We start from the raw sequence: 13,561 nt of genomic DNA, 5'->3' as shown, positions 1-13,561 counted from the left end.
TGCAAAGCTGAAAAAACAACAAACAATGGATTTTGGTGCTTTGGAACACCTCAAACAGCTGGTATTACTCCTAACCCGCCCCGGGTTTCCATGCCCAAAAGGCTCCCCCACATTTTTATTTCCCCCCTGTACTTTTTTTCCCTAACTTAATAGAGGAATTGCTAACGATTGGATATATTCCTTTCCCTCCGCACTGTTACCTTTTACAACCGATCTTATATTCCGTTCCCGTCATCTTTAATACGATTGCCATATGCAACTCGCCGGGAAATATATTTTACATGCCGAACCGCCCAAAGTTTGGGCTATTTTAATGGATATGGACACCCTTGCCAAAGTAGTTCCGGGCGTATCGCGCCTCGAAAAAACGGGCGACAATACCTTTAAATCAATTCTCGACATCAAACTCGGCCCGGTAAGCGGTTCTTTTACCGGAAACATGCAACTCGAAGATCTGCAGGAACCCCGCGCCTTTACCCTGAAAGCACAACAAAACAGTAAAATTGGCAATGCCAATGCCGCTGTTAAAATCAACCTGCAGCCTGTTAATGATAACGAAACAGAAATTGCTTTTGACGGCGACGTGAAATTGTCGGGCACATTGGCTGCCTTAGGACAAAGAGTGATGGGCGGCGTTTCCAATTCCCTTACGCGGCAATTCTTTTCGAACCTTGAAAAGGAACTATCAAAATCACCCGCACCCTGATAAATTATATTCTTAATAAAACTTAAATAAAATCACATGAGCATCCGGATTAACATAACGGTTAACGGTGTTAAATACAATCATCTCGTTGAACCGCGATTGCTGCTCGTTACTTATCTGCGCGATGTGTTGCGATTAACAGGCACCCACGTTGGTTGCGATACCAGCAGCTGCGGCGCCTGCACCATTCACGTAAACGGCAAAGCCACCAAAAGCTGCACCTTACTGGCCGTACAGGCCGATGGCTGCGAAGTAACCACCATCGAAGGATTAATGCTTAAAGGCGAACTGCATCCGCTGCAGGAAGGCTTTAATGAATGCCATGGGTTACAATGCGGCTTTTGCACACCGGGCATGATCATGACGGCGGCCGATCTGTTGCAACACAATGCCAACCCTACCGAAGAAGAGATACGCCATGCGCTGGAAGGCAACTTCTGCCGCTGCACCGGTTATCACAATATTGTTAAGTCGGTACAGTACGCAGCAAGTAAGATGAAAACGCAGGTAGCAGTAGGCAATGAGCATTAAACGCCAGGCCTCCGGCTGAGCCGGGACAAACTTAAAATTAGTAATGATTAAAACAATTTTCAACATATGAGCGCCAATGGTCTCATCGGAAAATCCGTTAAACGGGTTGAAGATAAAAGGTTCATTACCGGAAAAGGTAACTATACAGATGACATTATACTGCCGCAGCAAACCTACGCCTGTTTTGTTCGAAGTATGTATGCCCATGCCAGAATTACAAGCGTTGATATTAATGCAGCTAAAGAAATGCCCGGCGTAGTGGCTATTTTCACAGGTACCGATCTGGCGGAAGTCAATGGTGTTCCCTGTGGCTGGCAGGTTAATTTTAAAAATGGCGACACCATGAAGGAACCCAAGCATCCCCTGCTGGTAGCCGATAAAGTACGGCATGTGGGCGATGCCATTGCAGTTATAATCGCCGAAACCCGCGAACAGGCAACCGATGCCGCAGAAGCAGTGAATGTTGAATATGAAGAACTACCCTGCGTAACAGATGCCTTCAAAGCCGTTCAGACCGGCGCTCCGCTGGTGCATGATGATGTTCCGAATAATATTTGTTTCGACTGGACATTGGGTAACCCCATCAATGAAGTAAACGATGCCATGAGCAAGGCAGCCCATATCACTTCGCTCGAATTCGTAAACCAGCGCATGGTGCCCAACGCCATTGAACCGCGCAGCTACAACAGCTCATACGATGCCGCTACAGAAAAATATACTTTATATACCAGTTCGCAAAACCCGCATCTCATCAGGCTGCTTATGTGTGCTTTTGTACTGGGTATTCCCGAACATAAAGTTCGGGTGGTAAGTCCTGATGTAGGTGGTGGCTTTGGCAGTAAAATATTTCACTACACCGAAGAAGCATTGCTTACCTGGTGCACCAAAAAAATAGGCCGGCCGGTTAAGTGGACTGCCGAAAGAAGTGAAAGCTTTGTAACGGATGCGCATGGCCGCGACCATGTTACCCATGCCGAAATGGGATTTGATAATGATGGAAAAATATTGGCATTGCGCATAAAAACGTATGCAAATCTCGGCGCTTACCTTTCTACCTTCAGCACCTGTATACCTACTTATTTACACGGCACTTTACTGCAGGGTTTATACACCACCCCTAAAATAAATATCGACGTAACAGCTGTTTTAACGCATACCACACCGGTAGATGCCTACCGCGGAGCAGGTCGCCCCGAAGCTACCTATTTGCTCGAAAGACTGATTGATCTCGCCGCGCTGGAAATGAATATGAACCCGGCTGAGCTGCGTTTTAAAAACTTTATTCCGCCATTCGATGGGGTGAACCAGCCCGGTTACCAAACACAGGTAGCCCTGCAATACGACAGCGGTAATTACGAAGGCGTGCTTCAGAAAGGGCTCGAAATGCTTAACTACGCCGATGTACGCAAAGAGCAGAAAGAAGCGGCCAACAATGGTAAGTTAATTGGTGTAGGGTTTTCGACTTATATCGAAGCCTGCGGCATTGCCCCTTCGGCAGTAGTGGGCGCGCTTGGCTGCCGTGCCGGTTTATTTGAAGTAGGACAGGTTCGGGTACAGCCAACCGGTAAAGTAAGCGTGTTCACAGGCGCCCACTCACATGGCCAGGGACATGAAACAACATTTGCACAGGTAGTTGCAGACAAGTTAGGTATTGGCATCGATGATGTGGAAATTATTCATGGCGATAGTGATAGTGTAGCGTTTGGTATGGGTACTTATGGTTCGCGTAGCCTGGCTGTTGGAGGCAGCGCTATTGTAAAAAGCATTGAAAAGATCATTGAAAAAGGAAAGAAAATAGCAGCCCATAAACTCGAAGCCAGTGCCGATGATATTGAATTTGCATCGGGCAGATTCACCGTAAAGGGTACCGATAAATCGATCGCCTTTGGCGACGTTGCCCTAACCGCCTATGTTCCCCATGTATATCCAAAAGATCTTGAACCAGGCCTTGATTTCAGTAGTTTTTACGACCCGACCAACTTTACTTATCCGTTCGGTTGTCATATAGCGGTAGTTGAAGTAGATAAGGAAACAGGCAAAGTGACCCTGAAACGCTTTATTGCAGTTGATGACGTTGGCAATATCGTGAACCCCATGATTGTGGAAGGCCAGATACACGGCGGAGTGGTGCAGGGCATTGGCCAGGCATTGTTCGAAGGTGCTGAATACGATGAACAGGGACAACTCACCAATGCATCTTATATGGACTATTGCATGCCGCGTGCCGATGACTTTCCGATGTTTGAAACAGGCCGTCAGATAACGCCTTGTCCGCACAACCCGCTGGGTGTAAAAGGCGCCGGTGAAGCCGGAGCAATCGGCTCGGCCCCTGCTATTGTAAATGCAGTAATAGATGCCTTGTGGAGCGGCGGACATAAAGTAAAAGACATTCGCATGCCGCTTACGCCGGAGAGAGTTTGGAGAGCGATGACTGAGCAGTTGACAAGTTGATCAGTTGATCAGTTGACAAGTTAATCAGTTGAAAAAGTTGACCAGTTAACTTGTAAACTTATTAACCTGTCAACTTGTAAACTCATTTTCAAATTTTCAAATTATCACATTTTCAAATTTGCATTTATGATCCCCACTGCATTCGATTATACAAAAGTTAGCACCATAGATGAAGCCATTACCGCCTTATCAGATGGCGATGGTAAAATACTGGCCGGCGGACATAGTTTAATTCCGGCCATGAAACTCCGGCTTACGCGGCCGTCGAAGCTGGTAGATATCGGAGGCATTGCCGCCCTGAAGGGAATTAAAGAAGAAGATGGCGAAATAGTGATCGGCGCAGCTACCACGCATGCCGATATTATGCATGATGATCTCATTCATCACCATCTGCCGCTGTTTGCCGAAGGCGCTGCCCTTATCGGCGATGTGCAGGTTCGCAATTACGGAACTATCGGCGGCAGCCTGGCCCATGCCGATCCTGCAGCCGACTGGCCCGCTATGGTGCTGGCAGCCGAAGCCAATATTGAAGTACACGGCAGCAATGGAAGAAAAATCATAAAAGCATCCGATTTCTTTACCGGCCTGTTTACAACAGCCCTCAGCGATAATGAAATCATTACCGCTGTTCGTGTACCCATTCCTGAAAACGGCGCCCGCAGCACCTACCAGAAGTTCGCGCAGCCTGCATCGCGTTTTGCTTTAGCCGGTTGCGCCGTTATGCGTTTTGCCGATGGTAAAACCAATATCGCCTTCACCGGTGTAGGCGAAAATGCATTTCGTGATGTAGAGGCTGAGAAAATGCTTTCGGGCAAACCATTAAACAATGAGTCCATTACCGCAGCTGTTGATGCAGCTTTGCAGGGTGTAATGGTGTTAAGCGATCACTATGCATCGGAAGACTATCGCCGGCATCTGGCAAAAGTGTATTTGAGAAAAGCGTTGCAGGCAATCATGTAAGCAGTTACAGGTTTTAGGTTACAGGTTTCAGGTTACAAGTCACAGGTGGCGTACAGATTGTGTATAGTCAGGCAGACTGCGGTTGAAGCCCTGTAACCTGTACCCTGGAACTTGCAACAGATAATTTGGTTGATATGGCACATAACAGTTCGATACAGCTTCCCGATATTCAAACCATGTTGCAACAACACGGCTATATTACAGATAAGGCTGTTGCTATGGCTGTTTTTCTTTCACTGCAATTACAAAAACCATTACTGATAGAAGGGCCGGCCGGCGTTGGCAAAACAGAAATTGCCAAAGTAATGGCCAATGCCCTTCAAACAGATATGATCCGCCTGCAATGTTACGAAGGGCTCGATGCCACCCATGCCCTGTACGAATGGAACTACCAGCGGCAACTGCTGCATCTTAAAATGACGGAACACGATACGCACACCGTTGACGAAAAGGAAAAGACCATTTTCAGTGAAACATTTTTAATGAAGCGGCCGCTGCTGCAGGCCATCACACATACAAAAAAACCTGTTTTACTCATCGATGAAGTTGACCGAAGCGACGAAGAATTTGAAAGCTTTTTACTCGAAGTGCTGAGCGACTGGCAGATAACCATTCCCGAAATAGGTACCATAAAAGCCACTTATATTCCGCAGGTAATATTAACCAGCAACCGCACCCGTGAACTAAGCGAAGCCCTGCGCCGCCGTTGCTTATACTTATATATCGACTATCCTGATTTCGATAAAGAATGGCTGATCGTAAAGAACAAAGTACCGGGCATCGATGCAAAGCTGGGTGAACAGATCACCCGTTTTATGCAGGAGCTGCGCACTATGAAACTCGAAAAAACACCCGGTATTGCCGAAACGCTCGACTGGGCTATGGCCTTATCGGCCCTGCACATCGATCATTTGGATAAAACCACCATTGAGCAAACGTTAGGAGTTGTATTAAAAGAATGGAACGATACGCGGCAGGTGCAGCTATCGCTGGGGGAACTGCTCGCTAAAACAGGCATACATTCGAAGATTGAGGACTTGAAGTAAGAAGTAGGAAATAAGATGTTGACAAGTTAATAAGTTTACAGGTTTAAAAGTTAATGGGGTTTATCGAAACACGGGTAATTGCCGTTTCACGTTTCACCATTCACCATTGACTATTGACCATTCACCATTGACCATTCACCATGCGCCTCCCCTCCCTCTCTCAAAACATTATTCAGTTCTGCCGCTTTCTTCGGCAAAAGGGATTTACTGCCGGTATTGAAGAAGAAACCCTGATACTGCAATCACTGCAACATTTCGATTTCCGGGAACAGGAATCATTTTTCCTGTTGCTTAAAGCAATTATATGCAGAAGCAAAAATCAGATCGACGAATTTGAAACATTGTTCAGGGATTACTGGAAGCAGCTCGACAAAGAGCTGAACGCCAAACTTAAAGAAAGAACCAAAAAGAAAAAGCAACCAACTCCCCGTGCACAAATGGCCTCCCTGAACGCCTGGCTTAAAAGCAATCATAAAAAAGAAACAGAAGAAATAGCAACCTACAGTAATATAAAACAAACGCTTTCGCAAAAAGATTTTTCTGCCGTGCCCGACGATGATATTGAAGAGCTGATGAAAGTCATCAGCAATTTATCAAAACGGCTCGCCGCAAAAACCAACCGCCGGTACGAAGCGTCGAATAAGATCGATCTGCCCGATCTGCGGCAAACACTACGCAAAAATCTTCGCCGTGGCGGCGAACTGGTAGATATAATACATCGCAGGCCAAAACGAAACCGGGTAAAACTGCTGATGCTGTGTGATGTTAGCCAGTCGATGGAGTTATATGCTGTTTTTTTATTACAGTTCATGTATGCTTTTCAACAGGTGTACAGTAAAATGGAAACATTTGTATTCAGTACTTCATTGAAAAGGATCACACCTCAGCTGAAACAAAAAGAATTTCGCGAAGCCATGGATTGGCTGAGTATGGAACAGGATGAATGGCATGGCGGCACCCGTATCGGCGAATCGCTGAATACATTTGTGAACGACTATGGGGCCAAACTGATCGATTCAAAAACCATCGTTATTATTTTAAGCGACGGATGGGATACCGGTAATATCGACCTGCTTCAAAAAAGCATGCATACCATTCATACCAAAGCCAAAAAAGTGGTTTGGTTAAACCCGCTTGCAGGTTATACCGCCTGGCGTCCCGAAGTAGCCGGTATGAAAGCCGCCATGCCCTATATTGACGTATTTGCAGCAGTATACAATGCAGAAAGCCTGAGAAGATTATCCAAATGGTTGTAATAGTTACCGGTTACTGGTAACTGGTAACTGGTAACCGGTAACTGGTAACCGGCATCATTTCTTCTCATAATGCAAACAAACCACGCCCGACTTGAAAGTATTGCTTTTTACCAGTTGTAATTTGAACGCCTCTTTCACATCTTTAAATAAAGGAATGCCTTTTCCTAACACAACCGGGTTAATAAACAACCAGTAGCCATCTATCAGCTGATCTTTCATTAATGTATGGGCCGCAGAAGGACTTCCGAAAATGATGATCTCTTTTCCCGGTTGCTGTTTTAACTCGTTCACCTGCGCCGGTATATTATCGCTGATGATTTTTGTATTGGGAATATTTTGTCCCTTCATTGTTTTCGACAATACCACTTTCGAAACCTTGCTATACCAGGTCGAATGCTCTATATCATGTTTGGTTGCATTCGGTTGGTCGGCGGCGGTGGGCCAGTAGGCTTCCATCATCTGGTAGGTCACCCTTCCGTATAAGGCGGTATCAGCTTCGTTTGTTCGGTTACCTGCATAATCGAAAATTTCGTCATCAACGATAATCCAGTCCATTTCACCGTTAGGGCCAGCAACAAAACCATCCAACGATACATGCATAAATAAAACAAGGCGTTTCATAATAGTTAACAGGTTGATTAGTTAATAAGTTGATAGGACAAACTTAGGACTGAATTTCTACTTTAAAAAGGGTTAAATGCGACAATATGAAGGGGTGATTACGTCACAGATATGAAGTTTCTGGTTTATGGTTTGAGGTTTGTGGTTGCTGCCGCGCTTTGGAAAATCATTATGACTTTCCCGCACCTTAAAATTGTAACAGGATCAAAATCGCACAGTATGATTCACCGAAAGAACCACAAACCATAAACCTCAAACCACAAACAGATTTAAAGAACCACAAACCTCAAACTATAAACAGCCTTGCGTTAGTGCTGCTTCACCGAAAACTCTTTCACCACCGGGTGCACCAGCGAATCAAAATCTTTGTAACTCATTTTTACCAGTTCGGTATGTGAGCCGCCATTGAATGCGATTTCAGTATCGGCTGTTAAACTTTCTTCCACGATCACATGCAAATAGTACAAATTTCCAAACGGCGGCATAGCGCCGGTTTCGCAATCGGGAAACAGATCGCAGAACTCTTCTTCGCTGGCCAGTGAAACGGTATCGGCTCCTATGGCTTCTTTCAACATATTAAAATTGATCCGGTAATTGGCAGGTAAAACAGCCATTACTATTTCGTCATCCGCCCTGATCATAACTGTTTTGGCAAGATCTTTTCCGCGTATGTGAGCCGAAGCAGCAGCTCTTTGAGCAGTATTGGCAGGTGAATGATAGATTATACTATATTGAACACCTCTGCCATCCAAAAAGTCTTTTAATTTTTTAATAAGCATAACGACCTCCTTTTTGAAGATAGTGTGGGCAACAGACTGGGAGTGGATATTTGATTAATGACTGGAAGGGAACGGGGAATGTAATTTTAGTTATGTGAAGTTCCGAAATTTTATGGCTTTTTCAATAAAAAATAGGGGGAACGGGTAATCAATATCAAAAAAAGCGAACACCCGGTTTTCAATCATTCAGGGCTTTTCATAGTGAGCAACAGAAAATAAACCTCTTTTTCGCCTTCTTTTTCCAAAGAAATTATTTTTTCATGATAGCCTGCTTTCCTGAAACTGATCATTGATTTATTATATTTTCTGTCTAAAATAATTTTAAAATAACCGTCGTTATCCGTTGTTGCAAGATTTTTACTTTCCAAACCGATGGTTACTCCTTGTAAAGGAGTGTCTGTCGTGTCGTATGCATGCCCTGTTAAAACAATACTATCTTTATACAAATCCTTTTCAGGCAATGTGTATTTATAATTATATGTTTCCTTCAAATATTCTTCCATAGTAAATAAACCCATTGACTGCCGGCGTTTATTTACATTCGGTTCATCTCTTATGGGATAGTAATACAATTTTCCGGTTGAACTAATGCCAAGCTGAGTACCATATTCCTGCAATTTTCCAACACCGGTATTTATTCTGTCAAGCATGTATGCATAGTACAATCGCTTCACCTTTCCTTTATCGGCTGCATCTTTTAAAAGATGAACATATTTCTGTTGGGTTTTTGTATCTGAATGTTGAATAACAAGGTAAAGCGCTTTACTGCCGCTATCTGATGTTTCAGCAGGACTTAACCACCCATATTGATCAATAATTTTAGTAACTATTATTTCATTGCAGGAATCAACAGCTCGCATTACTTCAAGTTGTTTTCTTAGTTCTTTGGAATTGTATCCAAATTTACTTGCTATGGAATCAAGCTGAAACCTTACTACCTGATCTTTCGTATATATACTCTCCAGTAATTGGGTTACACTATCCAAAGAATGCCTGTTTTGGCCGGAAAGGCATCCGGTTACAAAAAAAAGAATTACAGCAGATAAACATTTAATAAGGCGGTCCATAATGTATGATTACAAATACATTCAATTTTCCCATGTATTTTTATACGGATCAAAGCTGCACATATCCGTTTTATAAAGTTTATCGTCTCTTATTTGTATATCAGAATTGTTTACACAGGCATACCTGTATTGGCAATCTCTACAAATTTCAATAGCATCGTTTGAAATATACCATTTGCGTTGAAACGCATTTGTGTTAATTACCTCGCTGATGCGATGTGTGTTAACATTCCCGAAAGAAACGGAATGAGCATTATAATTTTTTATTTCTCCTGTGCTGTCAACACAAACTTTCCTGTTCAGACCCAAATTATGATGCAATGCTTCAGCATATATTTGAATGTTTGCTCTAAACCGTTCTACTTTTATTATTTCATCCGACTCTGTTCTTATGTCCTTTTTTAAATAAATAATTGGCTTTTCGAATTTATCATCAGCTCTGTTAACAATGTTGTCTTCGTTCGCTCCATATACCAAAATCCGGTGTATCCCCGGCTGAAGTATTGTAAGGTTTAATAAATGATCATTGTTGATTTCAGGGTGTGCCGGTAAAAGCAGTTGTATATGACTAATGCGGCTATTAGTAAATGCATCAACAATTATTCTGTTCAATTCGTTTTCGTTAAATGGTTGCAACAACCTTAACTGAATGGCTTTACAGCCCAAATCGCTCAACTGGGAAACAACATCTTCAATATTATATTCGTTCAGGTCATTTACCTCTATAATTGAATTGCTGATATAACCGGGAAAGTCCCAGGTAAAATCCATTTCGGGGAATGCATCGGGCTCGGCAGTATAAAAACCTATTTCGTTTTGAACAAACTGATCAAAAAAAGACTGCACTATATCATTAGTTCCGGTATTTAAGATATTCTTTATTTCTGAAACATTCATGTTTTTGGCCATTTCAAGAATTTCTAAAAATTCATTAGGCAAATCATAAAAGGCAAAACGCTCAAGGTCATAAATAAGACTTTGTGATTTTCCGGTAACAACCACACATGAAGCAAATAACTTAAACCAAACAGACGAATTCAATGACGCCATTTAAAGAATATTTGAAATTGGTTTATAAAAAGGAAATAAGGCATATGCTTCTGTGTTATAAAACAGGCTATTCGTAACACGTGGGTTAGTTACGTTATTTTGATCTTTTACAAATAGAAAATAATTAACCGGAAGAACCGGTTTTAATGCAGCAGGCAGCGGTTGGTTTTGCGCCACGGCCATTTTGTTTTCATTCATTATTGATCATTTAGTAAATATTCAGCAATCTTTTTATCTAATTGATAATTACAAAAAAAAGAGCTCATATCATATTGGCCAACAGGATTAACTTCCAAAAAAACCAACCGGCCATCTGTGGTTTTTACCAGATCCAAACAACCCATATTCAATTCCATTGCCTTCATAAATTGCCTGATCTTATCTTCAATTTGATCCGGCAGTTTATAAGGCACATTCCGGTTGTTTGAATATTTTCGAAAATCAACACTGGTTTGCACTTCTAACTGTGAAAAAATGGCCATGGAATAGCATTTGTCATCCAGAAAAACGGTGCGCACATCAATCTCTTTGTTTAGTTTTTCCTGAAAAAGAGAATATAAAAAAGTATCGCTGATGCTTTCCATTATTTCATCAGTAATTTCTTCTGTAAAATTTACAAAGCCTTTTGTTTCGTTATTTTCATTTATTGTTACAACAAAGTTTTCGCTTATCGATTTTGTAATAACCCGTCCGTATTTTTTAATGAAAGATGCCAGCTCTGATTTATTATTGGTAATTATTGTTTCGGGAATATCCAAACCACATTGTTGAGCAGCCAGCAGCGTTTCCAACTTATTTATCCTGTACTTCTTATAATTCCCTAATACACGTGTATTCTTTGTTAAACTGCAAAAGAAACCGTTTTTACCATTCAACAATTCATTATTCAGATTTTTTAAAATATCCTTTTCCGGAAGACCGTCATAACCGGCCAGTAAGTGATCCGGTATAGTGTATGTTGCATCCCTTCTAAACCAGACAGATGAAATTTGAGTAACTTTTTGATCACGGGAAATGCCTACACTAAAAGAATGGTCTTTTCCCAATTGAAATGAAAAGTCGGAGCCAGGGGTTAACACATCACCTCCATTTATTCTGCAAAATGGAATCCCCTTATAATAAAGCCAATCGATAACTTTATCAGAAGAAGGATCATACACGGCGGATATAATTAAAACCATTGATTTGCAGGTAAAAGCATCAACCAAATAAAAGCCAAAAGATCTTAAAAGATCTTTTAGCTTTTAATCACTTAAATAGGAAATTAATCCGGAGATTTCCCTGCAATCTACTATGGAACAAGATCGCGGGTAATATAAGTTGTATTGCCAACTGTGGAGGTAGAGGTAACGTAGTGGCAATCTGCAGCAAACTCTTCAATTTCCCCTCCGCCCAAAAGCTTTTCAATATCAGAGCTGCCTTGAAGCTTTTTTAGCTTGAAATCGTCGAGCGATAATCTTTTTAAATTTTCCATGATAAAATGGTTTTTGGTTATTAATGAAACTAATCTATCGATAATTTTTTCCTGCTCAATTTAAGTTCATGACGCTTAACTTTTTTTTAACGATGGTTGAATATAAGTAAATATTTGGTTGAATTTAAATCGATACATAGATGATAAACAATAAATAACATATAAATATTAACGTTACCACACATACATATTGAAATGACGATTTAAATTATACAATTCATTATATTTTCTTATTTATCGTTTTATAATTGACGGTTGTTAATGTTTATGCAATTCTCTTATAGGCATATAACACATATCAGTATTTCTTTTTTAAATTTAAAAATGATTCAGTTAACCGAAATTAGCAGCATTGGCTTTGGCTCCTATCGTGTTTCTATTCATTCAAAAGAAAATGCGCTTGCTCTTTATCATGCAATTAACAGCGGGTGTAATTTAATAGACACTGCTTCGAACTACTCAAATGGCGATTCGGAAAAACTGATTGGGAGTGTGTTACGGGAAATGCCAAACAAAAAGGTATTTGTAATAACCAAAGCAGGATATATAAGCGGTGAAAACCTGAAACTGCTGCGGGATTTAAATAATTCAGGCAAAGGCTTCACAGACCTGATAGATATATCGGAGGATTTCAAACACTCGATTCATCCCGAATACCTGGAAGCACAAATGAATGTTTCTTTACAACGGTTAAACCGAAAGTACATCGACGGTTTTCTATTACATTCACCGGAATATTTTTTTGAAAAAAATAAGGAACCGGATTGCAGAGAAGAATATTATAAAAGAATAAAAAAAGCATTTGAATTTCTTGAAGAAAAAGTTGCAGAAGGTATAATCAGGTATTATGGTGTTAGCTCCAATACCCTTCCATATTTTGATCGATGGAACTCAACAGATATAACGCGGTTGATAAATTGCGCTAATGAAATTTCAACATCAAATCACTTCAAATTAATTCAATTTCCTTTTAACATTGTTGAACGGGCAGCTGCCGATACAACCAATAGCCAAAACAAAAGCCTGATCAATATAGCCAGGGAAAATGGAATCGTTACATTTTCAAATCGCCCGTTTAATGCCAATACAACTTCAGGTGTGCTCAGATTGATCACACATGATCTTAGCAACCTTCACTTTGATAAAGATCATGATCATAGCGTTCACGAAAAATGTTTTGGTTTAATTGAACAACAATTGAAAAAAGCAGATAAAGAAAGTGATCTTTCCGATTTTCCTGCTATTGCTTATATAAAAGACAACTGGATGATGCTATCATCAGAATCAATTTTTCAGCGCGCTTTTTATCAAACCTTTTACCCATTTATCGAATTAATTTATAATCATAATATACCCGGGGAAGATATGAATACCTTTACCGATTTTGAAACTACTTCAGCAAAGTATCTGGCCCGAAATACAACAGGCCGGGTTATAGATTACTTTAAGGAAAATAAACTGGATCGTTATTTACCAACTGTACCCGGTGAAACGCTTACAGCAAATTTGTGTTCCGCTTATCTGAACCTGGGCATCGATCACGTACTGGCAGGAATGACAAAACCAAAATATATAGACGATTTGCGACGTGTTTTCAGTAATTAAAGCAGGCCTGCCTGT

General features: G+C 41.2%; 14 protein-coding genes. 7 read left to right on the top strand and 7 right to left on the bottom strand.

Annotated elements, in window-relative coordinates; translation table 11 throughout:
- Nucleotides 1-253: 253 nt before the first annotated feature.
- The 6 genes from AC59IL_RS06875 to AC59IL_RS06850 all read left to right on the top strand — a co-directional run bounded on the left by AC59IL_RS06875 (nt 254) and on the right by AC59IL_RS06850 (nt 6,950).
- Nucleotides 254-706, top strand: coding sequence for an SRPBCC family protein (locus AC59IL_RS06875; protein ID WP_496551364.1), 453 nt, complete (start codon nt 254-256; stop codon nt 704-706).
- A 36-nt stretch (nt 707-742) separates the two neighbouring features.
- On the top strand, nt 743-1,237 hold the full coding sequence (locus AC59IL_RS06870; RefSeq protein ID WP_496551363.1) for a (2Fe-2S)-binding protein: 495 nt from the start codon (nt 743-745) through the stop codon (nt 1,235-1,237).
- 66 nt (nt 1,238-1,303) lie between these two features.
- Nucleotides 1,304-3,688 carry a xanthine dehydrogenase family protein molybdopterin-binding subunit gene (locus tag AC59IL_RS06865; RefSeq protein ID WP_496551362.1) on the top strand — a complete coding sequence of 795 codons (2,385 nt, stop codon included), beginning with the start codon at nt 1,304-1,306 and terminating at the stop codon, nt 3,686-3,688.
- Between the two features lie 126 nt (nt 3,689-3,814).
- Nucleotides 3,815-4,648: an FAD binding domain-containing protein gene (locus tag AC59IL_RS06860; RefSeq protein WP_496551361.1), complete on the top strand. Its 834-nt coding sequence runs from the start codon at nt 3,815-3,817 to the stop codon at nt 4,646-4,648.
- Nucleotides 4,649-4,782: 134 nt separating this feature from the next.
- Nucleotides 4,783-5,694 carry an AAA family ATPase gene (locus AC59IL_RS06855; RefSeq protein WP_496551360.1) on the top strand — a complete coding sequence of 304 codons (912 nt, stop codon included), beginning with the start codon at nt 4,783-4,785 and terminating at the stop codon, nt 5,692-5,694.
- A 140-nt stretch (nt 5,695-5,834) separates the two neighbouring features.
- A complete protein-coding gene (locus AC59IL_RS06850) occupies nt 5,835-6,950 on the top strand; it encodes a vWA domain-containing protein (protein WP_496551359.1) in 1,116 nt (371 codons plus the stop codon).
- A gap of 54 nt (nt 6,951-7,004) precedes the next feature.
- Here the strand turns inward: AC59IL_RS06850 and AC59IL_RS06845 are convergent, their stop codons facing one another.
- From AC59IL_RS06845 to AC59IL_RS06815, 7 genes are all read right to left on the bottom strand, one after another.
- Nucleotides 7,005-7,571: a dihydrofolate reductase family protein gene (locus tag AC59IL_RS06845; RefSeq protein ID WP_496551358.1), complete on the bottom strand. Its 567-nt coding sequence runs from the start codon at nt 7,569-7,571 to the stop codon at nt 7,005-7,007.
- A gap of 308 nt (nt 7,572-7,879) precedes the next feature.
- Nucleotides 7,880-8,350 (bottom strand): aminoacyl-tRNA deacylase, encoded by a 471-nt coding sequence (locus tag AC59IL_RS06840; protein WP_496551357.1) that lies wholly within the window; start codon nt 8,348-8,350, stop codon nt 7,880-7,882.
- Between the two features lie 182 nt (nt 8,351-8,532).
- Nucleotides 8,533-9,417, bottom strand: a complete 885-nt coding sequence (locus AC59IL_RS06835; protein ID WP_496551356.1) for a DUF6624 domain-containing protein — start codon at nt 9,415-9,417, stop codon at nt 8,533-8,535.
- Nucleotides 9,418-9,438: 21 nt separating this feature from the next.
- The gene (gwsS, locus tag AC59IL_RS06830) at nt 9,439-10,467 is read right to left on the bottom strand and encodes a grasp-with-spasm system SPASM domain peptide maturase (RefSeq protein ID WP_496551355.1); all 1,029 of its coding nucleotides are present in this window, start codon (nt 10,465-10,467) and stop codon (nt 9,439-9,441) included.
- Nucleotides 10,468-10,665: a hypothetical protein gene (locus AC59IL_RS06825; RefSeq protein WP_496551354.1), complete on the bottom strand. Its 198-nt coding sequence runs from the start codon at nt 10,663-10,665 to the stop codon at nt 10,468-10,470.
- Entirely contained in the window at nt 10,665-11,648 is a 984-nt protein-coding gene (gene gwsG, locus AC59IL_RS06820) for a grasp-with-spasm system ATP-grasp peptide maturase (RefSeq protein WP_496551353.1), read from the bottom strand. Before gwsG ends, AC59IL_RS06825 begins: the two co-directional genes overlap by 1 nt.
- Before the next feature lie 110 nt (nt 11,649-11,758).
- Nucleotides 11,759-11,941 carry a hypothetical protein gene (locus AC59IL_RS06815; RefSeq protein ID WP_496551352.1) on the bottom strand — a complete coding sequence of 61 codons (183 nt, stop codon included), beginning with the start codon at nt 11,939-11,941 and terminating at the stop codon, nt 11,759-11,761.
- A 324-nt stretch (nt 11,942-12,265) separates the two neighbouring features.
- On the opposite strand from AC59IL_RS06815, the gene AC59IL_RS06810 reads away from it, so the two are divergent.
- Nucleotides 12,266-13,546 carry an aldo/keto reductase gene (locus tag AC59IL_RS06810; protein WP_496551351.1) on the top strand — a complete coding sequence of 427 codons (1,281 nt, stop codon included), beginning with the start codon at nt 12,266-12,268 and terminating at the stop codon, nt 13,544-13,546.
- Nucleotides 13,547-13,561: the final 15 nt, after the last annotated feature.

It is taken from the genome of Niastella sp. sgz303648, assembly GCF_059587045.1.
Note: the sequence above shows the minus strand (reverse complement) of the source record. Positions and strands in the feature narration are given on the sequence as shown.